The sequence below is a fragment of the Streptomyces sp. R818 genome (assembly GCF_056172735.1).
This window is the reverse complement of record NZ_JAOCNE010000015.1, coordinates 34,583-54,101: the sequence shown is the minus strand read 5'-3', so window position 1 is coordinate 54,101 and position 19,519 is coordinate 34,583. Positions and strand designations below refer to the sequence as shown.

The window sequence follows — 19,519 nt, the reverse complement described above, 5'->3', positions numbered from 1 at the left end:
GCCCGGGGCTAGATGTCCCGGAACGTCTCGATCTGCGCGCCGACCGAGTTGAGCCGCTCCGCCAGATCCTCGTAACCGCGGTTGATGACGTACACGTTGCGCAGCACCGACGTGCCCTCGGCCGCCATCATCGCGAGGAGGACGACCACGGCGGGGCGCAGCGCGGGCGGGCACATCATCTCGGCGGCGCGCCAGCGGGTCGGGCCCTCGACGAGCACGCGGTGCGGGTCGAGGAGCTGGAGGCGGCCGCCGAGGCGGTTGAGGTCGGTGAGGTAGATCGCGCGGTTGTCGTAGACCCAGTCGTGGATGAGGGTCTGGCCCTGGGCAGCCGCCGCGATGGCCGCGAAGAACGGCACGTTGTCGATGTTGAGGCCGGGGAACGGCATCGGGTGGATCTTGTCGATCGGCGCCTCCAGCTTGGAGGGCCGGACGGTGAGGTCCACCAGGCGCGTGCGCCCGTTGTCGGCGCTGTACTCGGCCGTGCGGTCGTGGTCGAGGCCCATCTCCTCCAGGACCGCCAGCTCGATCTCCAGGAACTCGATCGGGACGCGGCGCACCGTCAGCTCGGACTCGGTGACGACGGCGGCGGCGAGCAGGCTCATCGCCTCGACCGGGTCCTCGGACGGCGAGTAGTCCACGTCGACGTCGATCTTCGCGAGGCCGTGCACGGTGAGGGTGGTCGTGCCGATGCCGTCGACGCGGACGCCGAGCGCCTCCAGGAAGAAGCAGAGATCCTGGACCATGTAGTTGGACGAGGCGTTGCGGATGACCGTCGTGCCCTCGTGGCGGGCGGCGGCGAGCAGCGCGTTCTCCGTCACCGTGTCGCCGCGCTCGGTCAGCACGATCGGGCGGTCGGGGGCGACCTCCGGCTGCACCTCGGCGTGGTAGAGCCCTTCGGTCGCGGTGATGTCCAGGCCGAAGCGGCGCAGGGCGATCATGTGCGGCTCGATGGTGCGGGTGCCGAGGTCGCAGCCGCCCGCGTAGGGGAGCGTGAAGCGGTCCATGCGGTGGAGCAGCGGGCCCAGGAACATGATGATCGAACGGGTGCGGCGCGCCGCCGCCGCGTCGATCGCCTCCATGTCGAGGCGGGCGGGCGGCACGATCTCCAGGTCGACGCCGTCGTTGATCCAGCGGGTGCGTACGCCGATCGAGCTGAGCACCTCCAGGAGGCGGTAGACCTCCTCGATGCGGGCGACGCGGCGCAGCACCGTGCGGCCGTCGTTGAGCAGCGACGCGCAGAGCAGCGCCACGCACGCGTTCTTGCTCGTCTTCACGTCGATCGCGCCCGAGAGCCGGCGCCCGCCGACCACGCGCAGATGCATCGGTCCGGCGTAGCCCAAGGAGACGATCTCGCTGTCGAGAGCTTCGCCGATTCGGGCGATCATCTCAAGGCTGATGTTTTGATTGCCGCGCTCGATGCGGTTCACAGCGCTCTGGCTCGTGCCGAGCGCCTCGGCGAGCTGCGTCTGTGTCCAGCCCCGGTGCTGACGGGCGTCACGGATGAGCTTGCCGATACGTACGAGGTAATCGTCTGCCATGGCGGCAGGCTATCTCACATATGAGATGCCGCATCCCGAGGGGGCCGACCGAGTCCCCTACGCCTCAGTGGCGCTTTTTGGTAGTCGTCTTGCGCCAGCCGAACGGGCCCGGCAGGTCCATCGACGTCGTACGGCGGCCGGTGCTGCTGTGCGTGTGCTTCGGTCCGTGCGAGCCGCCGCCCGTGGTGATCGACCACGACTTGCGGTTGATGTTGACGCGCACCCCCGGCAGGATCCGGAAGCTCTTGCGGAACGTGAGCGGCATGAGGACTCATCCCCTCCCTGATGGACACCCGTGGTCCGTGCGGTCCGTTGCGGTCCCTTGCGGTCCGTTCGTGGGACCCGCTTACCCGCGCGCGCGGGTATCAGTCGAGCCCTCCGGAGGGCTGGTGTTAGAGTTATCTCGACATCGAGATATCTGCCGAGGCGCCCCGCGGCCGCCCGGCGCCGCCGACTGTGACGGTAAGGGTAGTAAGGGTTACCTAACTTAGCCTTACCTCAGCTGATCGGCAACACGGCGTGGCGGCAGGATTGCGGTGGAACGCGCACATCAATGAAGGAGACTGTCGTGTCGGCGAACAGCTTCGACGCCCGCAGCACGCTGCGCGTGGGCGACGAGTCGTACGAGATCTTCAGGCTGGACAAGGTCGAGGGCTCCGCTCGCCTTCCCTACAGCCTCAAGGTTCTGCTGGAGAACCTGCTCCGCACCGAGGACGGCGCGAACATCACCGCCGACCACATCCGTGCCCTCGGCGGCTGGGACTCCCAGGCCCAGCCCTCGCAGGAGATCCAGTTCACGCCGGCCCGCGTGATCATGCAGGACTTCACCGGCGTCCCCTGCGTCGTCGACCTCGCCACCATGCGTGAGGCCGTCAAGGAGCTGGGCGGCGACGCCGACAAGGTGAACCCGCTCTCCCCGGCCGAGCTGGTCATCGACCACTCCGTCATCGCCGACAAGTTCGGCACGAAGGACGCCTTCGGCCAGAACGTGGAGCTGGAGTACGGCCGCAACAAGGAGCGCTACCAGTTCCTGCGCTGGGGCCAGACCGCGTTCGACGACTTCAAGGTCGTCCCCCCGGGCACCGGCATCGTCCACCAGGTCAACATCGAGCACCTGGCGCGCACGGTCATGGTCCGCAACGGCCAGGCCTACCCCGACACCCTCGTCGGCACCGACTCGCACACCACGATGGTCAACGGCCTGGGCGTCCTCGGCTGGGGCGTCGGCGGCATCGAGGCCGAGGCCGCGATGCTCGGCCAGCCGGTCTCCATGCTCATCCCGCGCGTCGTCGGCTTCAAGCTGACCGGCGAGCTGAAGCCGGGCACCACCGCCACCGACCTCGTCCTCACGATCACCGAGATGCTGCGCAAGCACGGCGTCGTCGGCAAGTTCGTCGAGTTCTACGGCGAGGGTGTGGCGGCCACGAGCCTCGCCAACCGCGCCACCATCGGCAACATGTCGCCGGAGTTCGGCTCCACCGCCGCGATCTTCCCGATCGACGGCGAGACCCTGAACTACCTCAAGCTCACCGGCCGCTCCGAGCAGCAGGTCGCGCTCGTCGAGGCGTACGCCAAGGAGCAGGGCCTCTGGCTCGACCCGGCCGCCGAGCCCGACTTCTCCGAGAAGCTGGAGCTCGACCTCGCCACGGTCGTCCCGTCGATCGCCGGTCCGAAGCGCCCGCAGGACCGCATCGTCCTCGCGAACGCCGCCGAGCAGTTCAAGACGGACGTCCTCAACTACGTCGACTCGGTCGACGAGGCGGGCAAGGAGTCCTTCCCGGCCTCCGACGCCCCGGCCGCCACGGGTGGCGTCCCGTCGAACCCGGTCACCGTGACCGCCCCCGACGGCTCGACGTACGAGCTGGACCACGGCGCGGTGACGGTCGCGGCCATCACCTCCTGCACCAACACCTCGAACCCGTACGTCATGGTCGCCGCCGCGCTGGTGGCCAAGAAGGCGGTCGAGAAGGGCCTGACCCGCAAGCCGTGGGTCAAGACCACCCTCGCCCCGGGCTCGAAGGTGGTGACGGACTACTTCGACAAGGCGGGCCTCACCCCCTACCTCGACAAGGTCGGCTTCAACCTCGTCGGCTACGGCTGCACCACCTGCATCGGCAACTCGGGCCCGCTGCCCGAGGAGGTCTCGAAGGCCGTCAACGACCACGACCTCGCCGTCACCTCGGTCCTCTCCGGCAACCGGAACTTCGAGGGCCGCATCAACCCCGACGTCAAGATGAACTACCTGGCGTCCCCGCCGCTGGTCGTCGCGTACGCCATCGCGGGTTCGATGAAGGTGGACATCACCAAGGAAGCGCTGGGCGCCGACCAGGACGGCAACCCGGTCTTCCTCAAGGACATCTGGCCGACCGAGGCCGAGGTCAACGACGTCGTGGCGAACGCCATCGGCGAGGACATGTTCAACAAGTCCTACTCCGACGTCTTCGCGGGCGACGCCCAGTGGCAGGCGCTGCCGATCCCGACCGGCAACACCTTCGAGTGGGACAGCGAGTCCACCTACGTCCGCAAGCCCCCGTACTTCGAGGGCATGACGATGGACCCGGAGCCGGTCTCGGACATCACGGGCGCCCGCGTCCTCGCCAAGCTCGGCGACTCGGTGACGACGGACCACATCTCGCCCGCCGGCGCCATCAAGGCCGACACCCCGGCCGGCAAGTACCTCACGGAGCACGGTGTCGAGCGCCGCGACTTCAACTCCTACGGCTCGCGCCGAGGCAACCACGAGGTCATGATCCGCGGCACGTTCGCCAACATCCGCCTGCGCAACCAGCTCGCGCCGGGCACCGAGGGCGGCTACACCCGCGACTTCACGAAGGAGGACGCCCCCGTCTCCTTCATCTACGACGCCTCGCGCAACTACATCGAGCAGGGCACCCCGCTCGTCATCCTGGGCGGCAAGGAGTACGGCTCCGGCTCGTCCCGCGACTGGGCCGCCAAGGGCACCGCGCTCCTCGGCGTCAAGGCCGTCATCACCGAGTCGTACGAGCGCATCCACCGCTCGAACCTCATCGGCATGGGCGTCCTCCCGCTCCAGTTCCCCGAGGGCCAGTCGGCGTCTTCCCTCGGCCTCACCGGCGAGGAGACCTTCTCCTTCACCGGCATCGAGGAGCTGAACAACGGCACGACCCCGAGCACGGTCAAGGTCACGACCGACACCGGCGTGGAGTTCGACGCGGTCGTCCGCATCGACACCCCCGGCGAGGCGGACTACTACCGCAACGGCGGCATCATGCAGTACGTGCTGCGCAACCTGATCCGCAAGTAAGCGGGCCGGTAACGCAGTTCAGGGCCGCATCCCCGGTGACCCCGGGGGTGCGGCCCTGTCGTTGTTCTACGAGCCGTATCTCTTCCGGTGTTCGGTGCGGACGTGGTCCCAGAGTCGCGCCCGCTCGGACGCGTCCACGTCGTCCAGGTTCAGGTGGAAGGCGTCGCCGAGTACGTCGTACCAGTCCTCGGCGACATCGATGATCCGCTCCTCCGTGCCCCCGGCGTCGATCCTGCGCAGCACACAGCCGCGCAACATGACGACGCCCTTGGCCTCCCGGAGCTGCGCCTGAAAGACCCGGACGAACCCGGACTCGGGCGACGTCGACAGCTCGACGTGCTTCGCCTCGAACGCGGCGATGCCGACGGGCTCCGGTGCGAACACCATCGAGTCGAACGCGCCGCGCGGGTCGTGGGTGAACCGCCAGCCGCCGGGCACGACGGTCGAAGGTGCCATGCCGTATGTGAACGGGCCCTGCGTGTATGTCCCTTGGCGGAGCGGGAGGGGTTCGTGCATGCCCCCTGCTAGGCCGACATCGACGAGCCAGCGTTCGCCATCCAGCCCGACCGTCAGCGCGAGGTGGTCGCCGCCGGGCCCGTCCGGGTCCTCGACCTCGTCCTGCACCCCTGCTACGTGCATCGTCACGTCGTAGCCGAGGGCTTCGAGGAGCGCGGCGAAGCCGCCATTGAGGGTGAAGCAGTACCCGCCGCGTCCTCGGAGGAACCGGGTGACGGATGCGGCGGGGTCGATGTCCGTGTGCCGCCCGAGCTGGTTGTCGAGCGTCTCGTAGGGGATGCGCTCGACGTGGGCGCGGTGCAAGGCCCAGAGGGCGTCGGCGGTCGGGGCGGCTGGCCGCGCTACTCCGAGCACGGCCAGGTATCTGTCTACGTCGATCACGCAGCGGCACCGTTCAGGAACTCGGCCCAGGCGCCCGGGGTGACGGTGAAGTGGGGGCCGTCCGGGTTCTTGGAGTCGCGGATGTGGATGGCGGTGGGGTGGGCGGCGACTTCTACGCACTGGCCGCCTTCGTCGCCGCTGTGGCTCGACGCCCGCCAGTCATAGGCGATTTCGAGGCACTGTCCGCCCTCGCTGCCGCTGTAGCTGGACTTCTGCCATTCGTGCGCGACTTCGACGCAGGCACCGCCTTCACTGCCGCTGTAGCTCGACTTCCGCCAGTTGTACGCGACTTCGAGGCAGGCGCCGCCCTCGTCGCTGCTGTAACTCGACTTGAACCAGTTCAGTGCGGTGCTCATTGCTCTCCTGCCAGCCGGTCCAGCAGGCCCCTGGTCTCCTTGGGGCTGAGGGCCTGTGACCGCAGCATCGCATACTTGCGCTCCAGCCTGGACACCTCGCTCGGGTCGGAAACCCACTGGCTTCCGCGCTGGGATTCGGTGTATGCGAGGCGTTGATGCTCTGCGGTTTCCAGGAGGATGAAAGGCCCCGCGGTACCAGCGTTCTCCTGGGCATCGAGCGCCAGGACCTGCAAGGACAGGCCGGGCAGGTCCGCGCACTCGCGCAGGAATCGCAGCTGCTCCGCCCGCACCGCCGGTTCCGCGATGGCCATCCTGAGCGCAGGTTCCCATACGACGAAACTCAGCGTCGGCGGACACTTGCGGCGCAGTATGGCCCGGCGCTCGACGCGTCCCGCAGTCCTCGACTCGATCTCATCCGCGTCGTACGCGGGCACGCGCTGCCTCAGCAGGGTGCGGGCGTACTCCTCGGTCTGAAGCAGACCGGGCACGACCAGGGTGTCGTACCAGCACAGCGCGATCGCCTCCCGCTCGTGCTGGATGTACGACTCGGCCCACATGGGGTACTGGTCGACCTCTGGCAAGGCGGCCACCGCCACGCCCAACACCCCGGGTGAGCCCACCAGTTCGTCCATGGCGGCGGCCAGCTCCGGGACCAACGGCCGCCGCGCCTGCTCAATCGCGGCGATGGTCGACTCGGCCACCCCCAGTCTCTCCCCGAGCTGCGCCTGCGTGAGCCCGGCGGATCTCCGGAACAGGGCGACGAGGTCGGCAACCATCCTCATCGCGGACGGACTCTTCGGCGGACGCTTCATAGTGCGCACTGTCCCCACCTTCAGGCTCGACCGACCCCGCGCGTACCCAGACGGAAAATCCGTCGGGGTGCGCGCACTGTCACAGTCAATCACTCTGCGCAACCATCGCTCGCGTGAACCACGAATCCCGCGAGCGCATGTACCGCCGCGAACGCCAATCCGTCCCAGCCGCCCGCGACTTCACCCGGGCCGCGCCGCACGACTGGGGCATCAGGGACCGCGCGGACGACATCGCGCTCTGCGTCAGCGAACTCACCACGAACGCGCTGCTGCACGGCGTCCCGCCCGGCCGGGGCTTCCTCCTGCGCGTGACGGCGTACGACGACGGGGTCCGCGTAGAGGTCCATGACAGCGGCGACGGCGTACCGGCTGCACCGAGTCCGGCGGCCGACGCCGAAGGGGGCCGGGGCCTGCTCCTGGTGACGGCGCTGGCCGACAGGTGGGGCGTAGGGGAGCGGGACCCCGGCAAGGTCGTATGGTGCGAAATCGGAGCATGCCGACTGAGTGCAGCGCAGCAGTATGCGTGTCAGTATGCGGGGAGATAAGCTGTGATGCATGACGGCTACTAAGCGCATCACGGTCACGCTGCCGACCGACATACTGGCCGCGATCCAGACCGAGGCAGATGGGAACGTGTCGGCTTACACGGCGAAGGCCCTCAAAGCGCAGGCGGTCCGGGACGCGGCGGATCGTCTTGCTGCCTGGCAGGCCACGCAGACCGGCATGGCCGACGACTTGCAGGACCTGTCCTTCGACGCGCTCGACGCGCTGCCGGGCGGTGACGTGTGAGCGCACCACCCGTGCGGCGGGGACAGGTGTGGGAGGCGGTCACGCCCCGGGGCCGCTCCCGTACGTTCATCGTGTTGCAGGCGGACGCGGCCATGGCCGCCTATCCGCACACGGCGGTCACCGCGGTGTGCGACACCTCCGGCACCGCTCCCAACACCCTGTTGTCGGCACCGATCACGAGGCCGGTGACGGCGACAGTCATCGGTACCCAGATCCACACCGTCACGGCCTCGTTCCTCGCGGTGGGGAGGTACCTCGGGTTCGTTCCCGCTGACGAGATGGAAGCCGTGTCGCGGGCCATCCGGCTCTCGCTGGACCTGACCGACTGACCTCGGTGAATGAGTACGGGCGGGCGTGAACACTCCACGCCCGCCCGCGGCTTCGTTCAGGTGGAACCAGGTACTACGACAGCAGCTCGACCTCCGCCACCGTCGCGGCCCCGCCCGTGAACACGAGCCGGTACTGCTTGTACGAGCCCGGCTTCGGCACCGTGAAGGCCCGCGTCTGCTTGTCATAGCCGAAGGACTCGCCGGACCGCTGGTCCACCGTCTTCCAGGACGTACCGTCCGCCGACGCCTCAAGCTTCCAGCCCGTCGGGGCGGACGCCTTGTCGGCCGAGGTCAGCGTGTACTGAATGGCCTTCGTGCCCTCGGCGCCGACCGGCAGGTCGACAGACGTGGCGGCGGCACTCGTAGCCGACGAGTTGTCGAACAGCGCGCCGGAACCGGTGATGGCGTCCTTGCGCGGCGACGGCACCTTGTCGTCCTGCGTGATGGACACGGGAGCCGCGTCCTTGCCGGTGCCCCAGGCGGACGGCTTCGCGCCCATCGCGAACTCGATCGTGCCGCCCTTGGCGACGACCGAGTGCGGCAACGACGTCTTGTTCCACGCCTTGCCGTTGACCTTGACGCCCTGCACGTAGATGTTCTGCGCGCTGTTCTTGGGCGCCTTGATGACGAGCTTCTTGCCGTTCTCCAGGTGCAGCGTCATCTTCGTGAACTGCGGGGAGCCGATCGCGTACTCGCCGCTGCCCATGACGAGCGGGTAGAAGCCCATGGACGAGAAGAGGTACCAGGCCGACTGCTCGCCGTTGTCCTCGTCGCCGTGGTAGCCCTGGCCGATCTCGCTGCCGGTGTAGAGGCGGGAGAGGACCTCACGGACCTTCTCCTGCGTCTTCCACGGCTGGCCGGCCGCGTCGTACATGTACGTGACGTGGTGCGCGACCTGGTTGGAGTGGCCGTACATGCCCATGCGGACATCACGCGCCTCGGTCATCTCGTGGATGACACCGCCGTACGAACCGGCGACGTCCGCCGAGCCCGTCTCGGTCGTGTTGAAGTACGTGTCGAGCTTGTCGGCGAGGCCGTTCTTGCCGCCATACAGATTCGCCAGGCCCTTGCTGTCCTGGACGGCCGTGAAGGCGTAGCCCCAGGCGTTGGTCTCGGTGTAGTCGTAACCCCAGATCGCCGGGTTGAACTTCGACGACTCCACGCGCCAGTCACCCTTGGCGGTCTTGCCCTGGAAGAAGCCGGTGCCCGCCGCCTTGTCGTCGAACATGTTGACGTAGTCACGGGCGCGGTTGAGGAAGTACTCGGACTCCTCCTTGTACTGCTTCTTGCCCGTCTTCTTGTAGAGGGCCTGGCCCATCTGCGCGATGCCGTAGTCGTTGAGGTAACCCTCAAGGGCCCACGACAGGCCCTCGTGCGTGTCGGTGCTGGTGTAGCCGAGGAAGGGCGAGGTCTCCATGCCCTTGCGGCCCACACCCGACTGCGGCGGCACGACGGTCGCGTTCTTCACGGCCGCCTTGTAGGCGTCCTCGGCGTCGAAGTCGACACCCTTGACGTACGCGTCGGCGAAGGCGACATCCGAGGACGTGCCCGTCATCAGGTCCGCGTAGCCGGGGGACGACCAGCGGGAGATCCAGCCGCCGTCCTTGTACTGCTGCACGAACCCGTCGACCAGCTCACCGGCCTTCTTCGGCGTCAGCAGCGAGTACGCGGGCCACGTCGTCCGGTAGGTGTCCCAGAAGCCGTTGTTGACGTACGGCTTGCCCTCGACGATCTTCGCGCCCGTGTGGGTCGGGGTGTCGGGGCCGGTCATCGCGGTGAACGGCGAGGCGTACAGGTACTTCTTGCCGACCTTCTCGAAGCCCGAGTTCGGGTACAGGTACAGGCGGTAGAGCGAGGAGTAGAGGGAGACCCGCTGGTCCTCCGTCGCGCCCTCCACCTCCACCTTGTTCATCAGCGCGTCCCACTGCGCACGCGCCGCATTGCGCACCGAAGTGAACGACTTCCTCTGCGGCAGCTCCTGCGCCAGGTTGTCCTTCGCCTGGTCGATGCTGATGAGCGAGGTCGCGAGGCGCAGCGTCACCGTGCGGTCCTTGCCCGCGTCGAAGGTGAAGTGCCCCTTCACGCCGGAGGCCGCCGCGTCCTTGACGGGCTTGTCGAAGACGCCGTACACGAAGAGACGCGTGGCGCCCGTCGACAGACCCGACTTGACGTCCGAGTAGCCGGTGACGACCCCGTTGTCCTTGTCCAGGGTCAGGCCGCCCTGCTCGGAGGCGTTGTCGAAGACGACGCTCGCGTCCTTGCCCGGGTAGCTGAAGCGCAGCGCGGCGGCGTGGTCCGTCGGCGCCATCTCCGCCTTCACGCCGTTCTCGAACGTGACGCCGTAGTAGTACGGCTTCGCCGTCTCGTTCTCGTGCTTGAAGGGGAGCGCGCGGCCGGTGCGGGACGTGTCCACCGTCGCTGCGGCCGAGGGCATCATCTGGAACGTCTGGCGGTCACCCATCCACGGGCTCGGCTCGTGGCTCGCGGCCAGCGCCTCCATCGTCGGCAGGTTGTCCGCGTTGTTGTCCCGCGCGTAGTCGTACAGCCAGCTCAGCGAACCCGCGTTCGTCACCGGCGTCCAGAAGTTGAAGCCATGCGGGACGGCCGTCGCCGGGAAGGTGTTGCCCCGGGAAAATCCACCGCTGGAGTTCGTGCCGCGTGTCGTGGACGCATAGTCGCTCAGGTGGGCCTTCGGACGGACCGGTTCCGCGCGCTTGATGTCGATGTCGTCGACCCAGCCGCGGAACTTCGCCGGACCCTTCGGGGAGTCGTACGCGACGAGGATCCGGTCGATCGTCTTGCCCGCGGCGACCGAGCCGATGGACGACTTCACCGCGTTCCACTGGTTCACGTACAGCCGCTTGGCGGCTCCCTGGCCCTGCGGCGTCATGAGCCCGCCGTGCGAGTCGACCGCCTTGAGGCCGCTCAGGTAGGTGCCGTCGGTGAAGGCGAGGTCGACGGAGACGTTCGTGGCGTCGTAGTCGAGGTCCTTGTCCGCCATCTGCGGGAAGACCTTGTACGACAGCTCGGTGTCGCGCTGCACCGCCACGTCGACGTCGAAGACCTTGTTGTACGAGTAGGCGCGCCCGTCGGCCTTGTGCGTACCGGCGTAGCGCAGCGCGCGCTTGCCGGTGAAGCCCGCGCCCGCCTTGGCGGTGGGCGAGCCGCTGGGGCCGCGGTCTACGAGCGAGAGCATGTCCTCGGGCGTCGGCGCCTGCTCGTCGCCGGTCGAGAGCTGGAGGTCGGCGAGCTGGGTCGCGTCGCCCGCGCCGTTGTTCTTCGTGAACTCGATCCGGAAATGGGAGTATTCGGCCGGGTCGGCTATCTCGTACGTCTTCGTCTGGAACCGCTGGGCGAACGTTTCGCCGGAGCGGGTGTCGAGCGTCGTCCACTCCTTGCCGTCGGCCGAGCCCTTGAGGGTCCAGTCCTTCGGGTCGCGCTCGTCGTGGTCGTTGGCGGAGGTCAGCGCGTACTTGGTGACCTTGGCCGGCTCGTCGAGGTCGTACTCGACCCAGGCGGTCGGCGTGAACGCCAGCCACTTGCTGGTCGACTCGCCGTCGACCAGGTTCTCCTTGGTCTCGCCGCCGCCCGCGTTCTCGCCGCTCGCGCGGACCTCGGTGACATGGGCGTTGACATTGCCCGGGATGCCGCCGCTGTAGCCGCCGTCGACGCCGCTGGAGCGCTTGGAGCCGTCCTTGGCGGTGTCGACCGTGTTGAGCCAGTCCGGGGCCGGCTGGCCCTCCTCGAAGGAGGAGCTGAACTCCTTGGCCGGGCGCACCTTGCCCGCCTGCGCGGCTGCCGCGGCCCCCTGGCCGACCGCCGTCAGGACCAGGGCGGCCGCGCCCACGGCCGCCGTCGTGGCGTATCTGTATCTGGAACGGCTGGCTCGGATCGATCTGCCCTGCATCGCTGTGCACCCTCCCGGCGCTGTCGACAACGTTGTCAAGTTGCTGCGCAACGTCCAGTAGGGAGGTAAGTGGCAAGCGGTGTCAAGGGTGTTGCGTGTGTCGCCGGACGGAGTGGGGCCAGGTGGGGCGGTGTTCGGGCCCGAACGGTACAGGGGGTGTGAGCTGGGCGGGGCGGGTGGTCGGGCCCGGACGACTTGGAGCGTGCCGATCCGGCGGGGCGGGTGGTCAGGTCCGGACGACCCACAGTGTGTCGATCTGGTCCCAGCCCTCCGCCGCGAGCCGCTCCTGGACGCGCAGGCCGGGCGCGGCCAGGAGGCGCAGCCGCTGCGGCGGGGTGAGGCTGCGGGCGAGGGCGACGAGCGTCTCAAGGGCGCCGTTGGCCAGGTAGTCCACCTGCGTCAGGTCCACAGTGACCTCGTCGTGCGTGCGGCTGTGCTCGGCCACGGCGACGGCTAGGGACGCCTTGTGGGCGCCGACCACCTGGCCGGACAGGCGGACGCCGGGCTCCTTGTGGAGGGGGGTGATGAGGAGGAGTTCGTCGACGAAGTAGTTGTTGCGCATGGCGGGTCCCAGTGGCAATGCGCCGTCCGGCGAGCGACGAGGGCCCGGCCACGGATGATCGAGGCGGCGCTTGTGGCGCGGGACCGAATTCCCCGCGAAGGCAGCCGCTGGCGTGGGGGGCCTCCAAGGGGCCCGAGAGATCGCCGGACGTATGCCGCCGCGCTTACGGCCACACAAAGTCCACGGACTGGTACGGAGCGTACTCTCGCCGCACCTGCGGCGGATAGCCCCGAAGGGGGTGCATCGGTTGCGCGGGGCATAGGCCGGGTGCACAGGCCCCGGCGAGCGCCCGGGCCGATCGTTCACTCCTCGAACGCACTCGGTCCGAAAGGGCGGGCCATACCGCTACATGCTTTGTACGCAAGGGAGTTGAGATGATCCACATCTACCGCCCTGCGGCTTATTTCCGGGAGGTCTCAACTCGGAAAAGACCGGCGCCCAAACCTGCATTCGATCTTGCCCAGCTCACAGAGAGTGGACTATACCTGTCGGCGTCCGCCCCGGCCGTGTTCCGGCCGCGGTCGGACTCGGGGGGACCAGGGGGAATCGGCGGGACGTGCGGGAGCACCGACAAGCACCCACGAGCACCGACAGCCGTTACTCCCTGATGATCCCGGCACTTCCAGTACCACCCAGCTCCAACTGCGTTCCCTCGGGACGGGGCATTTCCGGACGCGCTCCGGGGTGCTTTTCCGTCCCGTGGCCCGGGATTTCAGTCCCGGCACGACACAGCACATCACCGCGGTGCCGGGGAGGATCCGGTTCACCGCCTGAGTCCTGGAGAAGGCGAGGACTTGAGCATGGGATCCACTTCCGACGCGAACGACACCGGCGCGGTCACGAAGCCCGGCACCAACCGTCGCGATCTGATCAAGCGGTCCGCGGCGCTCGGCCTGATCGCCGTCCCGTCGATGGGCTTCCTCTCGGCGTGCGCGAGCGGCGACAGCGGCTCCGACGACAAGGTCGAGAAGGGCACGAAGTCCAAGACCAACCCGCTGGCGGTCAACGAGAGCGCCGGCCTGTCCGTGGTCATCTTCGACGGCGGCTTCGGCACGAAGTACGCGACCGACGCCAACGCCGCCTACACGAAGGCGTTCCCGAAGGCCAAGGTCACGTTCCACTCGACCCAGAAGATCCAGTCCGAGCTGCAGCCCAAGTTCAACGGCGGCACCCCGCCGGACCTGATCGACAACTCCGGCGCCGAGCAGATGGACATGGGCGTCCTCGTCGGCAAGAAGCAGCTCGCCGACCTGACGCCGCTGCTCGACGCGCCGTCCGTCGACGACCCGAACAAGAAGGTCCGCGACACGCTGCGCCCCGGCATCGTCGAGATGGGCCAGTTCGACGGCGACCCGGTCTGGATCATGTACTACGCGTACACGGTCTACGGCGTCTGGTACTCGCAGACCAACTTGGAGAAGCTCGACGCGACGTACCCGGAGACCTGGGACGACATGCTCGCGCTGTGCGCCAAGGCGAAGAAGAAGGGCATCGCCGGCTGGACGTACGCGGGCAAGTACCCGTACTACCTGCCGTTCTCGCTCTACCCGTTCATCGCGAAGATCGGTGGCCGCGACGTCCTCGACGCGATCGACAACCTTGAGCCGAACGCCTGGAAGCACCCGGCCGTCAAGGCCGCCTTCGACGCGTACTACGAGCTGTACGCCAAGGGCTACATCCTCAAGGGCACGCCCGGCATCGACCACATCCAGTCGCAGACGGAGTGGGCCAAGGGCAAGGCGCTGTTCATCCCGAACGGTTCCTGGGTAGAAAACGAGTCGGCGAAGGTTATCCCGGCCGACTTCAAGCTCTCCGTCGGCGCCCCGTCCGGCCTCGACAAGAGCGACAAGATGCCGTTCGGCACCATCTGGGCGTCCGGTGGCGAGCCGTACATCGTGCCCGCCAAGGCGGCCAACGTCGAGGGCGGCATGGAGCAGCTGCGCATCATGCTCAGTGAGGCGTCCTCGAAGAACTTCACCAGCCAGGTCAAGTCGCTGTCGGCCTTCAACGGCGGCACCGACGGCATCGAGCTGACCCCGGGCCTCAAGTCCGGTGTCGCGGCCCTGGAGAAGGCCGGTGACAACGTGGTCAACCCGCGTCTGCAGGACTGGTACGTCAAGCTCCAGAAGGAGCAGATCGGCGTCGCCGGTCTCGGCGAGATGATGGCCGGCCGGCTCACCCCGGCGGAGGCCATCAAGAAGATCCAGGGCTTCGCCGACGCGGCGGCCAAGGACCAGTCCATCAAGCACTACAAGCACCAGTAAGCGACACCAGTAAGCGACGAGCGAGAGAGCGGCACGTGCGCACACGTCATCAACGGCGGCACCCGCACAGCGATCGGGGTCGGTAACCATGCAACACGGCAAGTACCGCTTCATAGTGGGTTTTTTGGTGGCCCCGCTGGCTTTGTACGCCATCTTCGTCATCTGGCCGTTCATCCAGTCGATCTACTACTCGTTCACCGACTGGACCGGTCTGAGCCCCGACTTCAAGATGGTGGGTTTCGACAACTACTCGCGCATGCTGCACGACGACATCTTCTGGAAATCGTTGCAGCACAGTGTGATGCTCGTTCTGCTGCTGCCGTTGGTGACGCTGAGCCTCGCGCTGTTCTTCTCGTTCATGCTCAACGTCGGCGGGCGGCGCCGTAAAGGCGCCGCCATCTCCGGAGTACGCGGATCCGGTTTCTACAAGATCGCTTATTTCTTTCCGCAGGTGCTCTCGATCGCCATCGTCGCCCTGCTCTTCCGATTCATCTACAACCCCAACGGCGGCGCGCTGAACGCGGCGCTCAAAGCCGTCGGGCTGGGCAGTTTCCAGCCGGAATGGCTGGGCGACCCGACCTGGGCGCTGTGGGCCGTCATGGCGGTCCTCGTCTGGGGCACGACCGGCTTCTTCGTCGTCCTGTTCTCCGCGGGCATGGCCTCCATCCCCAAGGACTTCTACGAGGCCGCCCTGCTCGACGGCGCCAGCCGCGTCACCACGTTCTTCCGGATCACGCTGCCGCTGCTGTGGGACACCATCCAGTCCGGCTGGGTCTACATGGGCATCCTCGCCCTCGGGGCCGAGGCGTTCGCCGCGGTGCAGATCATGACGGTGGGCCCCGGCGGTCCCGACTACTCGACGACCGTCCTCCCGCTGTACGTCTACCAGTCGGCGTTCCGTGACGCGAACGCCGCCTACGCGACCACCATCGGTGTCGCCCTTCTCGTCGTCACGCTGCTGTTCGCGGCGATCGTCATGCGTCTTGGCCGGCGCGAGCGGCTGGAGTACTGATGAAGACCACCGACACCCCGCCCCCCGCCGAGCAGCGGGGCGAGACCGCCGGGCGCGTGCCGGGCCCGCGCGTGGCCAAGCACGACGCCACGCCCTCGACGGGCAAGGACGTCACCGGCTCGACCCTGAACGTCTTCTCCCACGGCGTGCTGATCATCTGGGCGATCCTGGTGGTGCTGCCGCTGCTCTGGGCGGTCATGACGTCGTTCAAGGACGACAACTCGATTCTCAGCTCACCCTGGTCGCTCCCGGACAAGCTGCACTTCGAGAACTGGTCGCGGGCCTGGTCGCAGGCGCACATGAGCGACTACTTCGCCAACACCCTGATCGTCGTCGGCTGCTCGCTCGTCGGCACGCTGGTGCTCGGCTCGATGGCCGCCTACGTCCTCGCGCGCTTCGAGTTCCCCGGCAACCGGTTCATCTACTTCCTGTTCGTCGCGGGCATGAGCTTCCCGATCATGCTGGCCCTGGTGCCGCTGTTCTACGTGATGAACAACATGGCGCTGCTGAACACGCTGCCCGGGCTGATCCTGGCCTACATCGCGTACTCGCTGCCGTTCACGGTGTTCTTCCTGACGTCGTTCTTCCGGACGCTGCCGAGCTCGATCGCGGAGGCCGCCTTCGTCGACGGCGCTTCCCACACCCGGACCTTCTTCCAGATCATGCTGCCGATGGCCAAGCCCGGCCTCATCAGCGTGGGCATCTTCAACTTCCTCGGCCAGTGGAACCAGTACATGCTGCCGACGGTCCTGAACACGGACCCCGACAAACGGGTGCTCGCCCAGGGCCTCGTCGAGCTGGCCACCAGCCAGGGCTACAAGGGCGACTGGTCGGGACTGTTCGCCGGTCTGGTCATGGCGATGCTCCCGGTGCTCGCCGCCTACATCATCTTCCAGCGCCAGGTGGTGCAGGGTCTGACGGCGGGAGCGCTCAAGTAGCACCGAGCGCGACCGCTCGTGAGCGTACGGTCCGGCCCCGGAAGGATGCCTTCCGGGGCCGGACCCGTGCGCGCGCTCGTTGGAACCGATTTCTGTCAAGGGCTTGACGGCAGATAGCACTTCAGCGGAGCTTGGAGTTCATAACTTGTACAAGGGCCGGTCACGCGGTGTGACGCGGGCCAGGGGCAGAGGGTGGAGAGAGTCAATGGAGACTCCGGGGTCGCAGTCGTCGCTGCACCGGGCCAATCTGGAGCGGGTCGTACGCGCCGTACGGCTCGCCGGTTCGCTCACGCAGGCGGAGATCGCGAGGACGACGGGGCTGTCCGCGGCCACGGTCTCCAACATCGTCCGGGAGCTCAAGGACGGCGGAACGGTCGAGGTCACGCCCACCTCGGCCGGGGGGCGCAGGGCCCGCAGCGTCTCGCTCAGCGGCGACGCGGGCATCGTGATCGGCGTCGACTTCGGCCACACGCACCTGCGCGTGGCCATCGGCAACCTGGCGCACCAGGTGCTCGCCGAGGAGTCCGAGCCGCTCGACGTGGACGCGAGCGCCGCGCAGGGCTTCGACCGCGCCGAGGAGCTGGTCGAGCGCCTCGTCGCGGCGACCGGCGTGGACCGCTCCAAGGTGGCCGGGGTCGGGCTCGGCGTGCCGGGCCCCATCGACGTGGAGAGCGGCACGCTCGGCTCCACCTCGATCCTGCCGGGCTGGACCGGGACGCGGCCCGCCGAGGAGCTGGGCCGCCGCCTGGGCGTCCCCGTGCACGTCGACAACGACGCCAACCTGGGCGCCCTCGGCGAGCTGGTCTGGGGCAGCGGGCGGGGTGTGAAGGACCTGGCCTACATCAAGGTCGCCAGCGGCGTCGGCGCGGGCCTGGTCATCGACGGGAAGATCTACCGAGGGCCCGGCGGCACCGCGGGCGAGATCGGTCACATCACCCTGGACGAGTCGGGCCCGGTCTGCCGCTGCGGCAACCGGGGCTGCCTGGAGACGTTCACGGCCGCCCGGTACGTCCTGCCGCTGCTCCAGTCGAGCCACGGCACCGATCTGACCCTGGAGGGCGTGGTCCGCCTCGCCCGCGACGGGGACCCCGGCTGCCGCCGCGTGATCGCCGACGTGGGCCGTCACATCGGCTCGGGTGTCGCGAATCTCTGCAACCTGCTCAACCCCAGCCGGGTCGTCCTCGGCGGCGATCTGGCCGAGGCCGGAGAGCTGGTCCTGGGGCCCATAAGGGAGTCCGTGGGGCGCTACGCGATCCCCAGCGCCGCCCGCCAACTCTCCGTCCTCCCGGGGGCGTTGGGCGGCCGTGCGGAGGTGCTCGGGGCGCTCGCCCTGGCCCTCAGCGAGATGGGCGATTCAACCCTTTTGGACGGCACTGTGCCCACCGTGACACCTGCCTTCACTTAGAGAACGCATGACACCGTTGCCATCTCGTTAAGGATTTACTCCTTGACGCTGGGGTTGCGGCCGAGTTGACTTCCAGCCACCTCGGCCGCAACGTCGCGGCCTCGTCAGGGAGGTTTCTGAAGTGAACACGCGTATGCGTCGTGCCGCCGTTGCGTTCTGTGCCACCGCCATGGCCGTCTCGCTCGCCGCCTGTGGCTCCGCCAAGGAGTCCAACGGCGACGACAGCGGCGACAAGGCCTCGTCCGGCAAGAAGGGCGACGACATCACCGTCGGCCTGCTCCTGCCGGAGAACCAGACCGCGCGCTACGAGAAGTTCGACAAGCCGATCATTGAGAAGCAGATATCCACGCTGACCAATGGCAAGGGCAAGCTCGAGTACCTCAACGCCAAGCAGGACGCGACCCTCCAGTCGCAGCAGATCGACACGATGATCACCAAGAAGGTCGACGTGCTGATCCTGGACGCGGTCGACTACAAGGCCGTCGCCAGCGGCGTCAAGAAGGCCAAGGACGCCGGCATCCCCGTCGTCGCGTACGACCGCCTGGCCGAGGGCCCGATCGCCGCCTACACCTCCTTCGACAACGAGGAGGTCGGCAAGACGCAGGGCGAGGCGCTCCTGAAGGCCCTGGGCTCCAAGGCCACCAAGAGCACCAAGATCGTCATGATGAACGGCGCGGTCACCGACCCGAACGCCGCCCAGTTCAAGAAGGGCGCCCACTCCGTCCTCGACGGCAAGGTGACGATCGCCAAGGAGTACGACACCAAGGAGTGGAAGCCGGAGAACGCCAACGCCAACATGGAGGGCGCGATCTCCGCGGTCGGCAAGAACAACATCGCCGGCGTCTACTCCGCCAACGACGGCATGGCGGGCGGCTCCATCACCGCCCTGAAGTCCGCAGGCCTCTCCAAGCTCCCGCCGGTCACCGGCCAGGACGCCGAGCTCGCCGGTGTGCAGCGCATCGTCACGGGTGAGCAGTACATGAGCGTCTTCAAGTCGTACCCGCAGGAGGCCGAGACCGTCGCCAAGATGGCCGTCTCGATCGCCAAGGACGGCAAGCTGGACAGCTCCATCGCCACCGGCACCGTCGACAGCGGCACCGAGAAGGGTGTCCCCGCGGTCATCGTCCCGGTCGTCTCGCTGACCCAGGACAACATCAAGGACACGGTCATCAAGGAGGGTTACTACACCCTCGACGAGATCTGCACCGCCAAGTACAAGGCGGCCTGCGACAAGATCGGTCTGAAGTAACCCCTCTGTCCCGCACGGGACTTGCGCGCCCCTTCCGGTAGCGCTCCTGTGTGAGTACGTCCGGCGCCCCGCCGCAAACAGCCCCGCAAGCTCGACGGCGGGGCGCCGGACGGAAACACCCCCCTCAGTCTTCACTTCTGTTCAACCTCCCGCCGGGTCAGGCCTTTGGCGGCGAAGG

Annotated in this window: 15 protein-coding genes and 2 pseudogenes; 9 read left to right on the top strand and 8 right to left on the bottom strand. The window is 67.8% G+C overall.

Annotated features, from left to right (window positions below):
* Positions 1-8 precede the first annotated feature (8 nt).
* Entirely contained in the window at positions 9-1,538 is a 1,530-nt protein-coding gene (locus N5I75_RS38345) for a helix-turn-helix domain-containing protein (RefSeq protein ID WP_476685023.1), read from the bottom strand.
* Positions 1,539-1,602: 64 nt separating this feature from the next.
* Complete coding sequence (locus N5I75_RS38340) at positions 1,603-1,803, bottom strand: DUF4236 domain-containing protein (protein WP_476685021.1); 201 nt, start codon at positions 1,801-1,803, stop codon at positions 1,603-1,605.
* A 303-nt stretch (positions 1,804-2,106) separates the two neighbouring features.
* Here N5I75_RS38340 and acnA point away from each other — a divergent pair, with 303 nt between their 5' ends.
* Positions 2,107-4,821, top strand: coding sequence for an aconitate hydratase AcnA (gene acnA, locus N5I75_RS38335; protein ID WP_476685019.1), 2,715 nt, complete (start codon positions 2,107-2,109; stop codon positions 4,819-4,821).
* A 66-nt stretch (positions 4,822-4,887) separates the two neighbouring features.
* On the opposite strand, the gene N5I75_RS38330 is transcribed toward acnA, so the two are convergent.
* The 4 genes and pseudogenes from N5I75_RS38330 to N5I75_RS38315 form a co-directional block, all read right to left on the bottom strand.
* Complete coding sequence (locus tag N5I75_RS38330) at positions 4,888-5,718, bottom strand: arylamine N-acetyltransferase family protein (protein WP_476685018.1); 831 nt, start codon at positions 5,716-5,718, stop codon at positions 4,888-4,890.
* A pseudogene (locus N5I75_RS38325) lies at positions 5,715-5,999 on the bottom strand (DUF397 domain-containing protein); the annotation flags it as partial. The pseudogene N5I75_RS38325 and the gene N5I75_RS38330, both read right to left, overlap by 4 nt.
* Before the next feature lie 6 nt (positions 6,000-6,005).
* A pseudogene (locus tag N5I75_RS38320) lies at positions 6,006-6,074 on the bottom strand (DUF397 domain-containing protein); the annotation flags it as partial.
* Complete coding sequence (locus N5I75_RS38315; RefSeq protein ID WP_476685016.1) at positions 6,071-6,850, bottom strand: helix-turn-helix domain-containing protein; 780 nt, start codon at positions 6,848-6,850, stop codon at positions 6,071-6,073. The gene N5I75_RS38315 and the pseudogene N5I75_RS38320, both read right to left, overlap by 4 nt.
* Positions 6,851-7,023: 173 nt before the next feature.
* On the opposite strand from N5I75_RS38315, the gene N5I75_RS38310 reads away from it, so the two are divergent.
* Genes N5I75_RS38310 through N5I75_RS38300 form a run of 3 tightly spaced genes read left to right on the top strand, consistent with a single transcriptional unit; the run spans position 7,024 to position 8,004 of the window.
* Positions 7,024-7,431, top strand: coding sequence for an ATP-binding protein (locus N5I75_RS38310; protein ID WP_476685071.1), 408 nt, complete (start codon positions 7,024-7,026; stop codon positions 7,429-7,431).
* 10 nt (positions 7,432-7,441) lie between these two features.
* Positions 7,442-7,675, top strand: coding sequence for a hypothetical protein (locus tag N5I75_RS38305; protein ID WP_476685015.1), 234 nt, complete (start codon positions 7,442-7,444; stop codon positions 7,673-7,675).
* Positions 7,672-8,004 carry a type II toxin-antitoxin system PemK/MazF family toxin gene (locus tag N5I75_RS38300; protein WP_476685013.1) on the top strand — a complete coding sequence of 111 codons (333 nt, stop codon included), beginning with the start codon at positions 7,672-7,674 and terminating at the stop codon, positions 8,002-8,004. Before N5I75_RS38305 ends, N5I75_RS38300 begins: the two co-directional genes overlap by 4 nt.
* A 73-nt stretch (positions 8,005-8,077) precedes the next feature.
* On the opposite strand, the gene N5I75_RS38295 is transcribed toward N5I75_RS38300, so the two are convergent.
* Both N5I75_RS38295 and N5I75_RS38290 read right to left on the bottom strand, forming a co-directional pair.
* Positions 8,078-11,911 (bottom strand): GH92 family glycosyl hydrolase, encoded by a 3,834-nt coding sequence (locus N5I75_RS38295; RefSeq protein ID WP_476685012.1) that lies wholly within the window; start codon positions 11,909-11,911, stop codon positions 8,078-8,080.
* 226 nt (positions 11,912-12,137) lie between these two features.
* Positions 12,138-12,473 carry a hypothetical protein gene (locus N5I75_RS38290; RefSeq protein ID WP_476685011.1) on the bottom strand — a complete coding sequence of 112 codons (336 nt, stop codon included), beginning with the start codon at positions 12,471-12,473 and terminating at the stop codon, positions 12,138-12,140.
* An 800-nt stretch (positions 12,474-13,273) separates the two neighbouring features.
* On the opposite strand from N5I75_RS38290, the gene ngcE reads away from it, so the two are divergent.
* The 5 genes from ngcE (at position 13,274) to N5I75_RS38265 (ending at position 19,341) form a co-directional block, all read left to right on the top strand.
* Positions 13,274-14,737: an N-acetylglucosamine/diacetylchitobiose ABC transporter substrate-binding protein gene (gene ngcE, locus N5I75_RS38285; RefSeq protein ID WP_476685010.1), complete on the top strand. Its 1,464-nt coding sequence runs from the start codon at positions 13,274-13,276 to the stop codon at positions 14,735-14,737.
* Positions 14,738-14,825: 88 nt separating this feature from the next.
* Entirely contained in the window at positions 14,826-15,749 is a 924-nt protein-coding gene (locus N5I75_RS38280; RefSeq protein WP_476685009.1) for a carbohydrate ABC transporter permease, read from the top strand.
* Positions 15,749-16,687 carry a carbohydrate ABC transporter permease gene (locus N5I75_RS38275; protein WP_476685008.1) on the top strand — a complete coding sequence of 313 codons (939 nt, stop codon included), beginning with the start codon at positions 15,749-15,751 and terminating at the stop codon, positions 16,685-16,687. The genes N5I75_RS38280 and N5I75_RS38275 overlap by 1 nt, the downstream gene beginning before the upstream one ends.
* A 205-nt stretch (positions 16,688-16,892) precedes the next feature.
* Positions 16,893-18,092 carry an ROK family transcriptional regulator gene (locus N5I75_RS38270; RefSeq protein WP_476685007.1) on the top strand — a complete coding sequence of 400 codons (1,200 nt, stop codon included), beginning with the start codon at positions 16,893-16,895 and terminating at the stop codon, positions 18,090-18,092.
* A gap of 121 nt (positions 18,093-18,213) precedes the next feature.
* The gene (locus tag N5I75_RS38265) at positions 18,214-19,341 is read left to right on the top strand and encodes a sugar ABC transporter substrate-binding protein (protein WP_476685006.1); all 1,128 of its coding nucleotides are present in this window, start codon (positions 18,214-18,216) and stop codon (positions 19,339-19,341) included.
* Positions 19,342-19,519: the final 178 nt, after the last annotated feature.

Coding starts and splice junctions, on each gene's coding strand:
- ngcE (WP_476685010.1), top strand. CDS start 13,274: ATGGGATCCACTTCCGACGCGAACGACACCGGCGCGGTCACGAAGCCC.
- N5I75_RS38315 (WP_476685016.1), bottom strand. CDS start 6,850: ATGGTTGCCGACCTCGTCGCCCTGTTCCGGAGATCCGCCGGGCTCACG.
- N5I75_RS38310 (WP_476685071.1), top strand. CDS start 7,024: ATGTACCGCCGCGAACGCCAATCCGTCCCAGCCGCCCGCGACTTCACC.
- N5I75_RS38340 (WP_476685021.1), bottom strand. CDS start 1,803: ATGCCGCTCACGTTCCGCAAGAGCTTCCGGATCCTGCCGGGGGTGCGC.
- N5I75_RS38280 (WP_476685009.1), top strand. CDS start 14,826: ATGCAACACGGCAAGTACCGCTTCATAGTGGGTTTTTTGGTGGCCCCG.
- N5I75_RS38295 (WP_476685012.1), bottom strand. CDS start 11,911: ATGCAGGGCAGATCGATCCGAGCCAGCCGTTCCAGATACAGATACGCC.
- N5I75_RS38290 (WP_476685011.1), bottom strand. CDS start 12,473: ATGCGCAACAACTACTTCGTCGACGAACTCCTCCTCATCACCCCCCTC.
- N5I75_RS38305 (WP_476685015.1), top strand. CDS start 7,442: ATGACGGCTACTAAGCGCATCACGGTCACGCTGCCGACCGACATACTG.
- N5I75_RS38275 (WP_476685008.1), top strand. CDS start 15,749: ATGAAGACCACCGACACCCCGCCCCCCGCCGAGCAGCGGGGCGAGACC.
- N5I75_RS38270 (WP_476685007.1), top strand. CDS start 16,893: ATGGAGACTCCGGGGTCGCAGTCGTCGCTGCACCGGGCCAATCTGGAG.
- N5I75_RS38345 (WP_476685023.1), bottom strand. CDS start 1,538: ATGGCAGACGATTACCTCGTACGTATCGGCAAGCTCATCCGTGACGCC.